The sequence below is a fragment of the Arthrobacter celericrescens genome, from assembly GCF_003614925.1.
Classification (GTDB): Bacteria; Actinomycetota; Actinomycetes; order Actinomycetales; family Micrococcaceae; genus Arthrobacter; species Arthrobacter celericrescens.
The window spans coordinates 1-14,979 of record NZ_QYLP01000089.1; the positions used below are offsets into that span (position 1 = coordinate 1).

Sequence of the window (14,979 nt, forward strand, 5' to 3'; positions counted from 1 at the left end):
ATGTCAGATACCTCCACTAAGCCCCGGAGGTCCTCCTCACTTCAAGACTTCTGTCACCAACGTCATGGCCGAGTACAGCTAGCGCGCGCCGCCCGGTTTCAGCCGTGCAGCCTACGGTACGCGCGCTCCGCCGCCGGGTGCAGGGGGATGCCCGCCGTGTTGATCAGGGTGTCCGGGCTAAGGAACTGCACTCCGGCGCTGGTCTGCGGGACAAGGCCGGCAGCGTGGTTCACGAGCAGCTCCACGGTCCGCTCCACGGTGCGGCTGCCCAGGTCCTGCCGGCAGAGCAGGAGGTTGGCAACGCCCACGGTCCACACCCCGGGGGCACCGGCGTAGCTGTTTTGCGGGATGAGCACGCGGTCGTAGAAGGGTCCATAGCGGGAGCGCATCGGACGGATGAGCGCCGAGAGGTCCAGGAAGGACAGGCCGAGGTCTTCGTTCAGTGCCGATATCGCCGCAGTGGGTACGCCCCCGGACCAGAACAGAGCGTCCACCGTTCCCGCCCGCAGCGCCGCCAGACCCGTGTTCAGCCCCAGGCTCCGTTCCGCGGGCGGGTGCTTCGAAAACGCCTCCCGCCCGGCGCCTGCCCCGAAGGTTTCCAGGATCCTGCGCGCCGTCAACGACGTCCCCGAACGGGTCTCGCCCGTGCCTACCGTCCTGCCGGCGAGCTCGCCAAGGCTCCGGATCCCGTTGTCCTGGCGCACGATGCAGTGCACGTAGTTCTCGTAGACCTTCCCGACGGCGGCCATCGCCTCCGCGGTGTCCGCTGCAGGGGCGGTTTGGGCGGCGGCGTCGGCCAGGGCGACCGCGAACGTCGCCTTCCCTGCGCGGAGCAGTTCCAGGTTTTCCAGGCTTCCTCCGGTGACGAGCGGTTCCGCCTCTCCGGCCACGCCTTCCCGCCGCAGGGCACCGGCCAGCAACGTGGCGAACTCGAGGTAGAAGCCGCCGCTTTCGCCGCCGGCCACCGTGATCTTTTGCAGTCCGCCGCCCGGGGTGCAGGCCGCGAGCGCGGGTAAGGCCAGCCCTGCGGAGAGGCCGACCCTGAGCGCAGTTCGCAGCGCGGCCCGGCGGGACATGTCCGCTCGTCGTTCAGGCGTTGTTGGCTCAGCCATCGCCGGCCCCTGAATGTGATGCCGCCCCCGGGAACTCAAGCCGCGCACGGAGCCCGCCGCCGGAGTTCTCCTCCAGCACCAGCCGGCCGCCGTTGGCCTTCGCCAGCCGGTCCACTATCGTCATGCCCAGCCCGGTGCCGCGGACGCCCAGGTGCTCCGGCGACCGCCAGAAACGCGAGGTGGCAGCAGCCCGGTCTTCGGCACTCAGGCCGGGGCCGCCGTCGGACACCTCGATCGAGACCGCACCGTCCCGCCTGTTCAAGGCCACCGTGACCGTTGACCCGGGGGCGTATTTGATGGCGTTGGCGAGCAGTTCGTCCACCATGTGCGCCAGTTCGGCGGGCTTGCAGCGCAGCCGGAGCGCTGGGCGGTCCAGTCCGGGGCCGGGGTGCAGGCGCAGGACGACGCCGGCGGCTTCCGCGGCGGGCCGCGCCCGGTCCGTCTCTTCCTGGAGCACCGCGAAGGGATCGATATCGGGGACCTCCGCGTCCGGCCCGGCGGAAGCGGCGCCTTCCGAGGCCCGGTGTTCGGCGGACGCGAGCCGCAGCACGCCGTCGAGGATTTTCTCCACCCGTTCCAGTTCGGCGGTGACGTCCGCCGCGGCGGCCTGCTCCTCGGCTGAGCGGAGCTTGAGCTGCAGGAGGTCCAGGCGCAGCCGCAGGGCGCCAACGGGATTGCGCAACTGGTGCGAAGTGTCGGCGATCAGCAGCCGCTGCGACTCCATGCTTTCGCTGACGGTCTGCGCCATCCGGCTGAAGCTGCGGCTCAGCTCCCGCAGTTCCGGCGGTCCCGCCTCGGGCAGCCGCTCGGTCTTCCCACGGGCGGCGAGTTCCTGCGCGGCCGAGTTCAGGCGATGCACCGGACGCAGCACCCAGGCTGTCACCCGGGCGGCGCCGAGCAGGAGCAGCAACCAAAGCACCACCGCGCCCAAGCCCACCAGGAGGTACCGTTCGCGCAGCTGCTGCCGGGCGGCGTCGAGCTTCACCTCCAGCACGGCCTCGCCGAGCACCTGGCTCGCCGGCCCGAAGGAGCGGGAAATGTACGCCGGGCCCGAGCCGAAGGCTTGCACCGGCGGCAGGGTGGTGTGGCTGAGGTTCAGGCTGGCCTGCCCGACGGCGTTGCGCACCTCCGCCCGGTCCTCGCCGAGGCCGCCGGACTGCAGCGTTCCGGACGGCAGGCGGATGAGGACACCCTCGCCGTACAGGGCCGAGTAGCGGTCCATGTCGTCCTCGAGTTGGCTGGAATCGCCGTCGAGGGCGGCGTCGTAGGCGAGCTGGGCGAAGCGGTTGAGCGCCGACACCCGGTTGATCTGCACCTCCTGGGCGAGTTCGCGGCTCGCCGAGCTCAGGATCGCCGCGGCGACCACTACCACCAGGAGCGCGGCCAGCACTCCCAGGGTGCCCAGAACCCGCAGCCTCACGCCGGTTCCGCCTCGATCCGGTAGCCCACGCCGCGGACGTTGATGATGAAGCCCGGCAGCCCCAGTTTGGAGCGCAGCCCGGTCAGGTGCACGTCCAGCGAGCGGGATGAGGCGAGGAAGGCGTCGCCCCAGAGCGCGTCGAGGATCTGTTCCCGGGTTACCACCGAGCCGGCGTTCCGGGCGAGCAGTGCCAGGAGGTCGAACTCCGTGGCGGTCAGCTGTAGTTCGCGGGAGCCGACGACGGCGACGCGGCGGTCGAGGTCGACGTCGAGTTCCCCGATGACCAGGGAATGCGGACGGGTGCCGGCCGCCCGGGCGACCCGCCTGGTGACGGCTTCGATGCGGGCCAGGAGTTCGACGAGCTTCACCGGTTTCACAAGGTAGTCGTCGGCGCCCAGGCGCAGGCCCAGGACCACGCTGCGTTCGTCGTCCCGGGCCGTGAGGATCAGGATGGGGGAGTCGGTCACCTGACGGAGCTTGCGGAGCAGCTCGAGGCCGTCGATGTCCGGCAGGCCCAGGTCCATGAGGATCACTTCGTAGTCCCGGTGGACCAGGAGCGCGTCGGAGCCGCGCGCCACGCGATGCGGCTTGTGCCCGGCGGAAAGGACGGCCGCGACCAGTGCCGATGCCATCGCATCGTCGTCCTCGACGATCAGCACGTGCATTGCCCTGGGTCCTCTGTATTCGGGTGGTTTCCCGCGGATTCTTCCGCAGGGCGCTCCGTTTGGACCTTACCCCTTCCGCTGCGTTTTCGCTGCCGGGACGCTGGACGCCCGGGCTGCCGGCGATTCCTAAGGAAGTGTTAGGAAATGCCCTCCGGCGTTGGATGTGCCCGGAATCACGCACTAGCTTGGCGGATGGACTTATGCAGTAACGGTTGCCGATGGCGGCGCCAGGCAAGGAAGGTTCATCGATGAGCACCCAGCACACAGCGCCCTTAGGCGAATCGGCGCAGAACGAGTCGGCCCAGAACGAATCGGCACAAACCCGCCGCGCCGTTGGCAACATCCTCAAAGGCTCCGCGGGCAACCTGGTGGAGTGGTACGACCTGTACGTCTACACGGTCTTCGCCGCCTACTTCCAGGCCCACTTCTTCAACTCCAAGGACGAGCTGCAGGCGGGCCTCGAAGCAATGGCGGTCTTCTCGACGTCGTTCCTGATGCGTCCGATCGGCAGCTGGTTCTTCGGCCGCTACGCCGACCGAAAGGGGCGCAAGGCCGCGCTGACCCTCAGCGTGACCATGATGTCCATCGGTTCCTTCGGCATAGCCATCCTGCCCACCACCCAGGAAATCGGCATCTGGGCCCTGGTCCTGCTGATCTTCATCCGGGTGCTGCAGGGCTTCTCGGTGGGCGGCGAATACGGCACCAGCGCCACCTACATGTCCGAGGCCGCCACCGCCAAGCGCCGTGGCTTCTTCTCCAGCTTCCAGTACGTCACCCTGGTGGGCGGCCAGATGCTCGCCCTGCTGGTGCTGGTGATCCTGCAGAACACCATCGGCAAGGACGCCCTCACCGAATGGGGCTGGCGCGTTCCGTTCGCGATCGGCGGCGTGGCAGCGCTCGTGGTTCTTTGGCTGCGCCGCTCCATGGAGGAGACGGTCTCGGCCGACCAGATCCGTGCCGCGCATGTCCGGGTGGAGGGCGAAGCCCAGCCCGGGACCATGAAGCTGCTGTTCACCAGGCACTGGAAGCCGCTGCTGGTCTGCATTGGCGTCACCATGGGCGGCACCATGGCCTTCTACACCTACACCAACTTCATCCTGAAGTTCATGAACGATACCTCCGGCATCGCCAAGACGGACACCTCGGTCATCAACTTCTGGGCCCTGTTCATCTTCATGCTGCTCCAGCCGGTCTACGGCCTCATCTCGGACAAGATCGGCCGCAAGCCGCTGCTCGTGTGGTTCGGCGTGACCGGCGTGCTCTTCACCTGGCCGCTGCTTTCCACCCTGGCCGGCACCAAGGATCCGTTCACGGCGTTCCTGCTGATGATGGGCGGGCTGCTGATTGTCGGCGGCTACACCTCCATCAACGCCCTGGTGAAGGCCGAACTCTTCCCGGCGTCCATCCGCGCCCTCGGCGTCGGCCTGGGCTACGCGATCGCCAACTCGCTCTTCGGCGGCACGGTTCCGCTGATCGGGGCCGCGTTCCAGAAGACCGGCCGCGAGGACCTCTTCTTCACCTACGTGACCGTGGCGATCTTCCTGTCCCTGCTGGTCTACGTCTTCGCCCTGAAGAACAAGAAGTCCACGCACCTGGACGCGGAGCAGGGCGAGGCCTTCGGTGCGCGTTCCGGCCGCAGCGACGGCGTCCGCGACGGCGACGACGACAAGAAGGACCTGGTCAACGCCTGAGTGGGGTCCGAGCGCTACTCTACGGTGCCGTTGTCCGGGCTCCCTTGCCCCAGGTCGTCCGCCACCTGGTGAAGGTCCCGAACCCAGCCAGGAGAGCGACTCGGCACCCCCAGTCCGGCTTCAAAGTTCGAAAGGGCTTCCGCGATCCTCTCCAATGCCTCTGAGAGATTGGCCTTGACCGCGGCATAGCCTTCATCCGAACGCGGATCAGACGACGCAAGGCGCAGCTGTTCCGCACCGGACTTGATGATGAGTGAAGCTTCGTACTCATTCACGCTCTTATCCCCCGTGTTTTCGATGGTGGCCGCAGCGCGGACTACCGGCCGATAGTCAGTCGAAGTGGATTTCCGCGGCAGATGAGCGCAGCGCTTCGAGGCGGTGTTCCTCGATAAGGCTCAAGGCATCCAGTTCCTCTGCCCGGCTGATCCGTTCAAGCAAAGCCTGTTCGGAAATTTCGCGGAGAATGGTGCCCACAAGGCGTGCCAAGCCGGCCTTGAGCTCCTCCAGGTTGGTGTTGGTTATAAGGAGCCGCCGGTCCGAGACGAGCAGTTCGACGTCACCGTAACCGGATTCGTCGAGGCGCCGGGACACGTCAATGCCGTGAAGAAGGTCCAATTCCCTGGGCTCCGGCCGACGGGAGAAAACCGCCGGGACGGTGTAGAGGGCGGGGCCCTTCGCGGTGCCGAGGTCATGCGGCAGGGCCGAAGCGAGTACGCCGCTGAGGCTAAGGAGGCTGGCGGATTGAACGGGCTGGGACTGGGTGGTGGTCATGGCTGCGCCAAAGTTTCTCTGGGATGCGCTGTCAGATCCGCGAAAACGTGGGTACGGCGGCGGCTTCAATTAGGGGTCCGAAGCCGGACCACTTAGGGGAGGGCGCCACCCTTAGGTCGTTCAGCGGTTGCTGTACGGTCATGGCCGCCTTCGTTGTCCCAGATTTCCACAGCGTCCTCATTGATGTGACCGGAGGTCTCATCAATGGTCTTCACGGGCGCATTTTTAGGGCCGGGCTCATTGCTCGGGGAACCGGATGTTTCGTCGCGACGTCCCGACATGTACCAAGTCTACTCTTCGAATGCCGCGCGTCCCGCCGTGGAGTTGGTCAGAGATATTTGTGTGTTTTGGACGCCCTTCAGAATAGGCATACGCCGCTCTTCCCCGGCTGGGCGAACAGGGAGACAATGAACTGCGCCGTAACGTTCAAGCGTGCAGCTCAAGCAAATCGCTTGTGGACCATTCCAGCCCGCAGAACGGAGACATGATGCAAGCTGATCAGGAGCACCCGGTGGTCATTTTGGACGCGGCCGAGTCATGGGATCTGCTGGCCGGGTCAGAACTTGGCCGTTTGGCTGTCAGTGTCGGAGACCAGCCGGAAATCTTCCCTATCAACTATCTGGCTCATGACGGAGTGGTTCTCTTCAGAACGGCCCAGGGCAGCAAACTCGTCAGCCTGACAATCAACCGTTATGTGGCGCTTGAGACCGACGGCTACACCGCAGATACGGCTTGGAGCGTCGTCGTCAAGGGAACCGCGCGTGCATTGGACCGGGATATTGACATTGACGTGGCGGCGAAGCTGCCGCTGCATTCCTGGATCCCCACGATCAAGTATGTCTTTGTCGAGATCACGCCGGATCAGATCACCGGCCGCAGGTTTGCCCGTGGGCCGGAACCTTGGCGGTGAAGCACCGTCCGGCACTTCCCGTCCGGTGCGGTTTGACCGGATCGTCGTGATATTCAATCCCGCCAGTGGCCGTGGTTCGGGACATCTGGCCGGAGCGCTGTGCGAGGAGCTGGCTCGCAGGCTGCCCGGGATGCCGCTCAGCCTTGAGGAGACGGCCTTCGCCGGGCATGGGAGGGTGCTGGCACGCGAAACAGCTTCCTCAGGCCGTCCCTTGATCGTCTCAGTCAGTGGCGATGGCGGGTATAACGAGGTAATCAATGGCGTGATGGATGCCGGTGGCAGTGCAGTTTGCGCTGTCATGGCCGGCGGCAATGCCAACGATCACCGCCGTAGTACCCGCCAGATGCCGCTGATCGAGGCAATCGTTGCCGGCGAACTGCGCCGGATCGATCTTCTGCGGTTGTTCGTGGGGGAAGGGCCTGAGGCATGGTCGAGGTATGCCCACTCGTATATCGGATTTGGACTGACGCCGGCGATGGCCATTGGTATGAAGGAAGGGAGCAAGGGAAGCTTCAGGGAGCTGGTCTCGGTGATTCGTTCCTTTTCCGGACTGAGGCCCGTGGAGATCGGCCGCATGGATGGCGCCCGCGCCAGTTTCGATAGCCTGGTTTTGGCCAACATCCCTCACATGGCCAAATACGGCAGGATCAGCCAGACGGCCGAATCCAACGACGGAAGGTTCGAGGTCATCATGCTGCCGCATGCCCGCAAGTGGCGGATTGTCCTGATGGCTCTCCGGGCAGTCACGATCGGCCTGGGTGCGCAACAAAGCGTCAGCCGATACGAATTCGTCACTCTTGATCCGATTCCGCTCCAGATCGACGGTGAAATCCTGCAGATCGACGCCAACACATCCGTACTGATCGAGGCCCGGTACCAAGCCTTGCTCACGCTAGGGTAGGCCACCCGCCCCGTCGTCGGCCCAGGACGCCAGCCCAGCGAACGGACTTAGTCAAAGGAAATCTCGTGCGCCAATGCCTCGATTTCCTTCCGTCTGGCATCGTCAGCCTTGCTCTTCAATAGGGCTGCGTCGTCGCGTTGCTCCTGCTCAAGTCGCATCTGATCACTGATTTCCCGGACAAGGGAGCCAAGCACGGAAGCCAAGCCGGACTTCAGCTCTTCCAGGCTGGTGTTTACGATCTCCAGCCGACGGTCATCGATCACGAGGCTGATGTGACCGTAGCCCAGCTCCGCCAGCCGCTCGTGCGTGGTCGGACCTTGAATCGAGCGGGCCTCAGCCGGATTGACCCGCCGGGAAAAAACCGCCGAAACGGTGTACCTTGGCGGAACCTCATGCCCATACACTTCCCGGGACACGGCCACCACCGATGTGAGCCGCAGTGTTGATCCCGGCGAATCGTCCTTCGTTTGCCCCTGCGTTGAAACGTTAGTGTTCATTGCTCATCTTCTCCTGCCAGTACGTGCAACTTTCGCGGGTTAAGGAACTGCCTCAGCACCGAGGGTGTTTCCAAGGCTGGCTCCATGAACAGGGCTTAGCCCCGTTTGTGGAGCATCCGCACTTTGCGGGCGTTGGAGCGGAGCTGGATGATCCGTGCTGCGCCGGCGATGGCTACGAGTATCCCTCCGGTGACGCTTGCGATGAACAAGGCCATTCCCACGGAGAGGCTGCCCTCGAGGCCGAGGAACATTATCCTGGCGGGCTCCTGGTTCTGCAGGATAAAGATGATCAGCAACACCAGCAGGATCAGCGCGGTGACGACGGCCACCCAGACCACTCCGAATCGGGTTGGTTTGGGCCTTGCCTCGGAAGAACCAGGAATGGCAGTCTCTGGCGGCGATCCCTTTGGAGGTGTCCGCTTCGGTGGCCTCCGTCCAGGCGTGACCGGTTCCGATGCCATGATTGATCACTTTCCTCTCAGTGCAGTCGGTCCTTTGCTGCAACGTGGCGGATACTGTCTTGCCGGGCTTAGCGTGGTCTGGAGCTGCCGGCCGCGGGACATTCGAAGGGACCGCCGGCGAAGAGGCCGACGGAGTTCAGGTAGCGAACCACGATCACGTAGGAGCCGATGAGGCTTGTTTCGGTGTAGGGGATTCCGAGCTGCCTGCAGGTGGAACGCACGAGCGCCGAGGCGCGGCGGAGGTACGGGCGCGGCATATCCGGGAACAGGTGGTGCTCTATCTGACGGTTCAGCCCCCCCATGAGGGCGTCCATGAACCAGCCGCCGGAGATGTTGCGTCCGGTGAGTACCTGCCGCTGGAGGAAGTCTGCCCTGCTGGATGCCGCCAGGATGGGCATGCCCTTGTGGTTCGGAGCGAACGAAGCGCCCATATAGAACCCGAAGACACCCACTTGGACGCCCAGGAACGCGAACGCCATGCCCAGGGGCAGCATCAAGAAGACCAACACGGGAACCACCAGCAGCCGCATCACGATGAGCGGGATCTCGACCCAGCGGTGATCCACGCTCCCGCGGCGGAAAAGGTACTTGAGCGAGTCGACGTGAAGACTCAAACCAAGGAAAAGCAGCAACGGGAAAAGCAGCCACCCTTGCCTGCGCGTCACCCGAACCATGAAACCGTACCGGGTAGCCGCGGTCTGCGGATGGAAAGCGATCGCTCCGGTGCGGATATCCGGATCCTTGTCGATCATGTTGGGGTGGTTGTGGTGGCGGGTGTGTTTCTGCGTCCACATGGCGTAGCTGATTCCCACCAGCCCGGTGCCGATCAGTCGCGCAGACCATTCATTCATGATCTTTGATGCGAAGATCTGACGGTGCGCGGCCTCATGCGCCAGGAATCCAAATTGGGTCAGCACCACTCCCATACCAGCTGCAGTCAGCAGTTGGAACCACGTGTCCTCCAGGAGAATCAACCCGACCCAGGTGCCGGACCACGCGGCCAGCAAGGTGATGAACAGGGCGATGTAGAAGCCCCGCCGGCGCCGTAGAAAGCCGTCGTGCCGAACCTGTTTCAGGAGCGTGACGTAACTGTTGACCATGTGGTTCGGGGACTGGCGCCAAGGATCATCGGCCCGGGAAGGTGTCTTTTCCATCATGTTCACCCGATCGCGGGGCAGTGCGACACTCTGCAACTTGCACTTCTTACCCCTTCCCCAAAGGATACGCCCGCGAGGATTCGGGAGGAACGGTCCGCCGTTTTGGCGGCGGACCTTAGGGCCGGATCCTTTTGTGCCACATCCCGGGGCGCACAGTAACCTTGGGACGTCCAGTGCTAATACAGCGGGGCGCCGTGACGTCGACCGGTGCCTGCGCGAACCACTACGAACGGATATCCAGTGACCTCGCCTTCCGGCAATTCCTCCTTGAACAGCCCTGCCCCGAGCATTCAAGCAAAAGCCTCGCCGCGCTTCGCCTCGATCGGTTCCCCGTATTTCGCCATCATGCTGGCGGTCATGGCCGTGGTGCTGATCCTGTCGAACATCGGCGCATCCAAGGGCGTGGTCCTGGGCCCGATCGTCACTGACGGCGGCTTCTTCCTGTTCCCGCTGGCCTACATCCTCGGTGACGTGGTGAGCGAGGTGTACGGCTTCAAGGCTGCCCGGAAGGCGATCATCACCACCTTCGCGCTCTCAGTCTTCGCGTCCCTCTGTTACTGGATCATCATCGTCCTGCCGGGTTTCGGTGACGAGTACGGCACAGCCAAGCAGGCCGCCATTGAAGGAGCGCTCGGCCCCGTGCCGCTTCTCGTGCTCGCCTCGCTCCTGGGCTTCTTCGCCGGACAGACCATCAACTCCTGGGTCCTCGTGAAGATGAAGGAACGCAGCGGCGAAAAGTCCCTGTGGGCCCGGCTCATGGGGTCCTCGGGTGCCGGGGAATTCGTGGACACCCTCATCTTCTGCAGCATCGCGGCGTCGGTGATCGGCATCGCGGACTTCGGCACGTTCACCAACTACGTGGTGGTGGGCTTCGTCTACAAGACCGCCGTCGAGTTCCTCTTCGTGCCGGTAACCTCGCTGGTGATCCGCTGGGTGAAGAAGCGCGAACCGAGTTACGGGGCCGCTTGATTCCCCCGTTGAGGGCTCACTCGTGGCGGCCTATTCCGGGAAGAACCCGCCACGAGTGAGCACTCAGTGGTAGTACCTTGCCAGGGTCTCGGCCTTGAACTCGAAGAAGTCGCCGGATTCGATGGAGTGGCGGGCGTCGTCCACCATCCTCACTACGAAGCGTTCGTTGTGGATGGAGATCAGCGTGGCCGAGAGCATTTCCTTGGCCTTGAACAGGTGGTGGATGTAGGCGCGGCTGTAGTTCTGGCAGGTGTAGCAGTCGCAGCCGTCCTGCAGCGGCCCGAAGTCCGCCTTGTACTTCGCGCCGGACAGGTTGAAGCGGCCGTCCGCCGTGTAGAAGGCGGAGTTGCGGGCCACCCGGGTGGGGGAGACGCAGTCGAAGGTGTCCGCGCCGTTTTCGATGGCCGTGAAGATGTCGTCCGGCTCGGAGATGCCCAGCAGGTGCCGCGGCTTGTTCTCCGGCAGTTCCTCGTTGCACCAGCGCACGATCGTGCCCAGGTTCTCCTTCTCCAGGGCGCCGCCGATCCCGAAGCCGTCGAAGTCCATGGCACCGAGGTCTCGGCACGCCTTGCGGCGCAGGTCCTCGTACTGGGCGCCCTGGATCACGCCGAACAGGGCCTGGTACGGCTTGCCCGCGCGGGACAGCGTGAGCCGCCGATGCTCAACCACGCAGCGCTCGGCCCAGCGGCGGGTGCGTTCCAGGGACTCTTCCTGGTAGGCGCGGGAATTCTGCAGGGTGGTCAGCTCGTCGAAGGCGAACATGATGTCCGCGCCGATCTGGTGCTGCACCTGCATGGAAATCTCCGGCGAGAAGCGGTGCTTGTCTCCGTTGAGGTGGCTCTTGAACCAGACGCCCTCCTCATCCACGTGGGCCAGGCGTTCCTTGCCGGGTGCCACGGCGTCGTCCGGGCCGGCGGCGTCCACGGACTTCATGTCGATGACCTTCTTGAACCCCGAGCCCAGGCTCATCACCTGGAAGCCGCCGGAGTCCGTGAAAGTTGGCCCGTCCCAGTTCATGAACGCGCCCAGGCCGCCGGCGGCGTCCAAAATCTCCGGGCCCGGCTGCAGGTACAGGTGGTAGGCGTTGGCCAGCACGGCCTGCGCGCCGAAGCCGCGGATGGACTCGGGCAGCACGGCCTTCACCGTGGCTTTGGTCCCGACGGCGATGAACGCCGGTGTCTGGATGGTCCCGTGCGGTGTGGTGATGGTTCCGGTGCGGCCGAGGAATTCGCCGCCGTTGGCGTCGCGCTGCTCCGGTGACGGTGCGCAGCTTTCGGAGAGGCGCGTGCCGACCGTGAACGAGAACGCTGACTGGTGCTTCGCGAAGGGAGCAAGCAAGGACTCGGACGGGGTTTCAGGCAGGACGAAATCGGCTGGCACCGTTACAGTCTGCCAGCCGATTGCCGGGAAGTGTCAGTGCGCGGGCACCTCTGTGGGGTACTTCTCAGCCTTCCAGCCGTCCCAATGGGAGCGGACCGAGTCAAGCTGGTGCGCCCCGAGGTCGTAGGTTGACGCGATCACCATCGCGCCGCCGTCGGGCCTCTTCTCCGGGATCGGCTGCTGTTCGGCCACGATCAGCAGCCCCTCGCCGTGCTCGGCGTAGCCGTGCACGGTGACCCCCACCTGGTGGCGGGTGCGGAACCAGACCTTGCCGAAGATCGCCTCTCCCGTGGGCAGGGTCAGTTCGTATTCTTCGCCCGGTTTGGGCAGTTCGTTCAGGCCCAGCTTCTCGATGGCCGATCCGCCGCCCGGCAGGTTGACTACATGGGTGCGCCGGTGGCCGTGGGGGTGCCGCTCCAGCGCGAAGCGCAACTGGTGCAGGAACGTCAGCCAACCCTGGGTGATGTCCTCGTCGAAGTCGGCCCATTCCGAATCGTGGTCCAGCGCGGCCCGGGTGACCCGTACTTCGGTGCCGCCGGTGACCGGATGCAGCTCGAATTCGTCCCCGCCGTCCACCGTGAGGCTCGTGTGGTCCGGGCCTTCGACCACCTTGGAACTGAAGTAGATCTGGTTGATTTCATCGCTGAGTTCGTCGCTTTCCCAGCCGTGCCACTGGGCTACCCGCGATGGTTCGCGCAGCATGGTCCAAACTTGCTGCGCGTCGGCATTTACAACAACGCTCAGATTGTTCGTCATGGCCCCGAATCTACTCCCGATCCGGTGGCGGCAACAGCCTTGACAACGCTAGGCGCGGACCGCCTCGAGCTCGTTGGCCAGGCGGTGGTCCAGTTCGCTGGTCCGCAGGGTTTCCGAGCCGCCGTGGGCGCGCAGGAAGAGCAGCGATTCGAAGCGCAGGAGCCGCCATTCGCGTTCGGCGTCGTGGTTGCCGTTGTCGATGGAGCGGAAGATTTCCTTGTCGTACAGGTTCGGCTCGTTGAGCGCCCGCTGCCGCACCCGCGCGGCGATCCTGGCCCGGAACGGGTCGGTCTCCAGGGAATCCGGGGCCTGGAGCAGCTGGGCGTAGACCTCGGCCCGCTCCTCCTGCCCGAGTTCGCGGCAAATGAAGCTGGACAGCGCCAGGGCACGCTCCACTGACTGCCAGCGGTCCCGGTTGCCGTCGAAGGGCAGCACGTTCAACAGGTCGGCGACGGCGAGCGCGTTGTCCGGGTCGCGGAGCTGGATGTAGAGGTCGTGCGCGAGGTCGCTGATGTCCCGCAGGCAGCTGCCCGACTTCATGTTGACGCCCTTGACCAGGCGCTCGCTCAGCACCGCGACGCCGTTCCGTCCCGGGTGGACCTCGGCCGCGGCCGCGATCACGGACTCCGGGGTGCCGGACGGTGCCGGGATCAGCGCCAGCTGGGCCGCCGTCGGGGCGTTCGCCGACGGCGGAGCCGCAGGAAGCGGCGGGACGACGACGCCGGGTGCGGACTCCGCCGCGGGAGGTCCGGCGGGTGCCTCGCCGCCGGAGCCCGGGTCACCGGCGTCGGGCGAGTCACCGGAAGCGCTGCCGGCGGCCGCGGTAGCCGGACTGCCGGGTTCGCCCACGGGGACAGCGGAGGAGTAGGCGATGCGGACGCGGCCGCCGGCCGCCGTGGTCACGAGGACGAGGGCGGGCACGCCGAAGTCGTCGTGTTCGAGCTCGATGCCGGTGATTTTCTCCGCGGGGCCGTTGCCCGGGGGGAAGAGATAGTCACCGGTCTGCAGGGCCCCAGCCTGCTTTTCACGGTACTGCTGATCGGCCGGGCTGTGGGTCATCGCCAAAAATCCTTTGCTTGGGGTCCGCCCACCAGTCTATAGAACGGGCGGGCCCGGGCGCGGGAGGCATTCCGGCTATGTGGAAAGCGGGAAGGGTCCCGGATCCCGGTTACAGTCCGACCCCGGCGAAGGCGAGGGCCTGGCGCACCAGGTTGCCGCGGCCGCCGTCGAACTCCTGCTGGACTTCTTCGCTGAGCACTTCCTCCGGGGTCATCCAGGTCAGTTCGAGCGCGTCCTGGCGGGGATCGCATTCGCCGGTCACCGGAATCACGTAGACCAGGGACACCGCGTGCTGGCGGTCGTCCGTGAACCCGGTCTGGGAGGGGGCGGGGAAGTACTCGGCCACGGTGAACGGCACCGGGCTGATGGGCAGCTGCGGGAAGGCCAGCGGGCCCAGGTCTTTTTCGATGTGGCGCAGCAGCGCGGCCCGGATAGTCTCGCGGTACAGCACGCGGCCGGAGACGAGGTAGCGCACCATGTTGCCGTCGGCGTCGCCCTGCAGGAGCGTGCCCACCTCGTTGACGAAGCCCAGCGGATCCAGCCGGACCGGGACCGCTTCCACATAGACCATGGGGAGGCGGCCGCGCGCCTCGAACAGGTCCTCGGGGGACAGCCAGCCGGGGTTGGGGTCGGGGGTGCGCAGGTTCATGGTTAAGTTCTACCGTATCCGCCGCCCGGCGGGCCGCGTTTGGCTCGGGCCCTGCCCAAACGGCGGGGTTCAGGGCCGCGGGTCAGCAGAGAAGGGCCGGGACGGCGAGGCCCTAGACCTGGGTGGACAGTTCGTGCCGGGTCAGGCTTAGGTACGCCTTCCCCTCCTCGACGCGGCTGATGCTGTCCGCGGCCGCGTAGGTGTCGCTGGCCAGGAAACCGCGGGCATCGATCTTGATGTAGCCGGCGTGGAACAGCCGCCGCGCCATCAGCTCGGGGACTTTCGGCTCGCGGCCGAAGACGGAGTTCAGCCCGAGCGTGAGCAAGTCCGGCTCGGAGCCGACCACGGCTTCTTCGAATATTTCCGCCTTTTCGTTGGGCGGAACGATTTCCTCGACCCGGCCGATGACTTGCCCCGAGCCGTCAACCACCGGCATCCCCTTTGTAATGGAATCCAGTATGCCCACGATGTCCTCCTCTGCTGCCCGCATGGCATCCTTCGCCACGGCTGCCACGGGGCGCCACAGGGATCCGGACGTGCCGCACCGTGGACATTTTCATTACGTCACCGTCGCGCCGGAT

18 protein-coding genes are annotated in these 14,979 nt (G+C 65.4%); 4 read left to right on the forward strand and 14 right to left on the reverse strand.

All coding sequences use genetic code 11. The features are described 5' to 3' along the window. Nucleotides 1–98 precede the first annotated feature (98 nt). Genes D3654_RS15195 through D3654_RS15205 form a run of 3 tightly spaced genes read right to left on the reverse strand, consistent with a single transcriptional unit; the run spans nt 99 to nt 3,197 of the window. On the reverse strand, nt 99–1,112 hold the full coding sequence (locus D3654_RS15195) for a TAXI family TRAP transporter solute-binding subunit (RefSeq protein WP_120522320.1): 1,014 nt from the start codon (nt 1,110–1,112) through the stop codon (nt 99–101). Further along, the gene (locus tag D3654_RS15200; RefSeq protein WP_120522321.1) at nt 1,105–2,532 is read right to left on the reverse strand and encodes a sensor histidine kinase; all 1,428 of its coding nucleotides are present in this window, start codon (nt 2,530–2,532) and stop codon (nt 1,105–1,107) included. The genes D3654_RS15195 and D3654_RS15200 overlap by 8 nt, the downstream gene beginning before the upstream one ends. Continuing rightward, the gene (locus D3654_RS15205; protein ID WP_074590375.1) at nt 2,529–3,197 is read right to left on the reverse strand and encodes a response regulator transcription factor; all 669 of its coding nucleotides are present in this window, start codon (nt 3,195–3,197) and stop codon (nt 2,529–2,531) included. The genes D3654_RS15200 and D3654_RS15205 overlap by 4 nt, the downstream gene beginning before the upstream one ends. A 248-nt stretch (nt 3,198–3,445) precedes the next feature. Between D3654_RS15205 and D3654_RS15210 the strand changes: the two genes are divergently transcribed. Then, nucleotides 3,446–4,888, forward strand: a complete 1,443-nt coding sequence (locus D3654_RS15210; protein ID WP_074590374.1) for an MFS transporter — start codon at nt 3,446–3,448, stop codon at nt 4,886–4,888. Between the two features lie 14 nt (nt 4,889–4,902). Here D3654_RS15210 and D3654_RS15215 read toward each other — a convergent pair whose 3' ends face one another. The 3 genes from D3654_RS15215 to D3654_RS20940 form a co-directional block, all read right to left on the reverse strand. Beyond that, nucleotides 4,903–5,163, reverse strand: coding sequence for a hypothetical protein (locus D3654_RS15215; RefSeq protein WP_074590373.1), 261 nt, complete (start codon nt 5,161–5,163; stop codon nt 4,903–4,905). Between the two features lie 55 nt (nt 5,164–5,218). Beyond that, the gene (locus D3654_RS15220) at nt 5,219–5,659 is read right to left on the reverse strand and encodes a hypothetical protein (protein ID WP_074590371.1); all 441 of its coding nucleotides are present in this window, start codon (nt 5,657–5,659) and stop codon (nt 5,219–5,221) included. Nucleotides 5,660–5,751: 92 nt separating this feature from the next. Further along, nucleotides 5,752–5,874 carry a hypothetical protein gene (locus D3654_RS20940; RefSeq protein WP_257028205.1) on the reverse strand — a complete coding sequence of 41 codons (123 nt, stop codon included), beginning with the start codon at nt 5,872–5,874 and terminating at the stop codon, nt 5,752–5,754. Between the two features lie 269 nt (nt 5,875–6,143). Here D3654_RS20940 and D3654_RS15225 point away from each other — a divergent pair, with 269 nt between their 5' ends. Then, a complete protein-coding gene (locus D3654_RS15225) occupies nt 6,144–6,569 on the forward strand; it encodes a pyridoxamine 5'-phosphate oxidase family protein (RefSeq protein WP_245413263.1) in 426 nt (141 codons plus the stop codon). Next, entirely contained in the window at nt 6,547–7,470 is a 924-nt protein-coding gene (locus tag D3654_RS15230; protein ID WP_245413264.1) for a diacylglycerol/lipid kinase family protein, read from the forward strand. The genes D3654_RS15225 and D3654_RS15230 overlap by 23 nt, the downstream gene beginning before the upstream one ends. Nucleotides 7,471–7,517: 47 nt before the next feature. On the opposite strand, the gene D3654_RS15235 is transcribed toward D3654_RS15230, so the two are convergent. The 3 genes from D3654_RS15235 to D3654_RS15245 form a co-directional block, all read right to left on the reverse strand. Next, on the reverse strand, nt 7,518–7,967 hold the full coding sequence (locus tag D3654_RS15235) for a hypothetical protein (RefSeq protein WP_074590368.1): 450 nt from the start codon (nt 7,965–7,967) through the stop codon (nt 7,518–7,520). 95 nt (nt 7,968–8,062) lie between these two features. After that, a complete protein-coding gene (locus tag D3654_RS15240; protein ID WP_245413265.1) occupies nt 8,063–8,296 on the reverse strand; it encodes a LapA family protein in 234 nt (77 codons plus the stop codon). Between the two features lie 200 nt (nt 8,297–8,496). After that, nucleotides 8,497–9,585 carry a fatty acid desaturase family protein gene (locus D3654_RS15245; RefSeq protein ID WP_425359427.1) on the reverse strand — a complete coding sequence of 363 codons (1,089 nt, stop codon included), beginning with the start codon at nt 9,583–9,585 and terminating at the stop codon, nt 8,497–8,499. Between the two features lie 240 nt (nt 9,586–9,825). Between D3654_RS15245 and D3654_RS15250 the strand changes: the two genes are divergently transcribed. Beyond that, the gene (locus tag D3654_RS15250) at nt 9,826–10,554 is read left to right on the forward strand and encodes a queuosine precursor transporter (protein WP_074590367.1); all 729 of its coding nucleotides are present in this window, start codon (nt 9,826–9,828) and stop codon (nt 10,552–10,554) included. Nucleotides 10,555–10,617: 63 nt separating this feature from the next. Here D3654_RS15250 and tgt read toward each other — a convergent pair whose 3' ends face one another. The 5 genes from tgt to D3654_RS15275 all read right to left on the reverse strand — a co-directional run bounded on the left by tgt (nt 10,618) and on the right by D3654_RS15275 (nt 14,888). Then, complete coding sequence (tgt, locus tag D3654_RS15255; RefSeq protein WP_120522351.1) at nt 10,618–11,916, reverse strand: tRNA guanosine(34) transglycosylase Tgt; 1,299 nt, start codon at nt 11,914–11,916, stop codon at nt 10,618–10,620. A 51-nt stretch (nt 11,917–11,967) separates the two neighbouring features. Next, nucleotides 11,968–12,690: an SRPBCC family protein gene (locus D3654_RS15260; protein ID WP_120522323.1), complete on the reverse strand. Its 723-nt coding sequence runs from the start codon at nt 12,688–12,690 to the stop codon at nt 11,968–11,970. Nucleotides 12,691–12,738: 48 nt separating this feature from the next. Then, nucleotides 12,739–13,749, reverse strand: coding sequence for a DUF6707 family protein (locus tag D3654_RS15265; RefSeq protein ID WP_120522324.1), 1,011 nt, complete (start codon nt 13,747–13,749; stop codon nt 12,739–12,741). Nucleotides 13,750–13,858: 109 nt separating this feature from the next. Then, a complete protein-coding gene (locus D3654_RS15270) occupies nt 13,859–14,398 on the reverse strand; it encodes an NUDIX hydrolase family protein (RefSeq protein WP_115789494.1) in 540 nt (179 codons plus the stop codon). Between the two features lie 112 nt (nt 14,399–14,510). Further along, nucleotides 14,511–14,888, reverse strand: a complete 378-nt coding sequence (locus tag D3654_RS15275) for a hypothetical protein (RefSeq protein ID WP_120522325.1) — start codon at nt 14,886–14,888, stop codon at nt 14,511–14,513. Nucleotides 14,889–14,979: the final 91 nt, after the last annotated feature.

Excerpts from the sequence above, each read along its gene's own strand:
- D3654_RS15260 (WP_120522323.1), bottom strand. The coding sequence starts at position 12,690 with ATGACGAACAATCTGAGCGTTGTTGTAAATGCCGACGCGCAGCAAGTT.
- D3654_RS15210 (WP_074590374.1), top strand. The coding sequence starts at position 3,446 with ATGAGCACCCAGCACACAGCGCCCTTAGGCGAATCGGCGCAGAACGAG.
- D3654_RS15265 (WP_120522324.1), bottom strand. The coding sequence starts at position 13,749 with ATGACCCACAGCCCGGCCGATCAGCAGTACCGTGAAAAGCAGGCTGGG.
- D3654_RS15225 (WP_245413263.1), top strand. The coding sequence starts at position 6,144 with ATGATGCAAGCTGATCAGGAGCACCCGGTGGTCATTTTGGACGCGGCC.
- D3654_RS15275 (WP_120522325.1), bottom strand. The coding sequence starts at position 14,888 with ATGCGGGCAGCAGAGGAGGACATCGTGGGCATACTGGATTCCATTACA.
- D3654_RS15245 (WP_425359427.1), bottom strand. The coding sequence starts at position 9,585 with ATGATGGAAAAGACACCTTCCCGGGCCGATGATCCTTGGCGCCAGTCC.
- D3654_RS15195 (WP_120522320.1), bottom strand. The coding sequence starts at position 1,112 with ATGGCTGAGCCAACAACGCCTGAACGACGAGCGGACATGTCCCGCCGG.
- D3654_RS15235 (WP_074590368.1), bottom strand. The coding sequence starts at position 7,967 with ATGAACACTAACGTTTCAACGCAGGGGCAAACGAAGGACGATTCGCCG.
- D3654_RS15270 (WP_115789494.1), bottom strand. The coding sequence starts at position 14,398 with ATGAACCTGCGCACCCCCGACCCCAACCCCGGCTGGCTGTCCCCCGAG.
- D3654_RS15205 (WP_074590375.1), bottom strand. The coding sequence starts at position 3,197 with ATGCACGTGCTGATCGTCGAGGACGACGATGCGATGGCATCGGCACTG.
- D3654_RS15220 (WP_074590371.1), bottom strand. The coding sequence starts at position 5,659 with ATGACCACCACCCAGTCCCAGCCCGTTCAATCCGCCAGCCTCCTTAGC.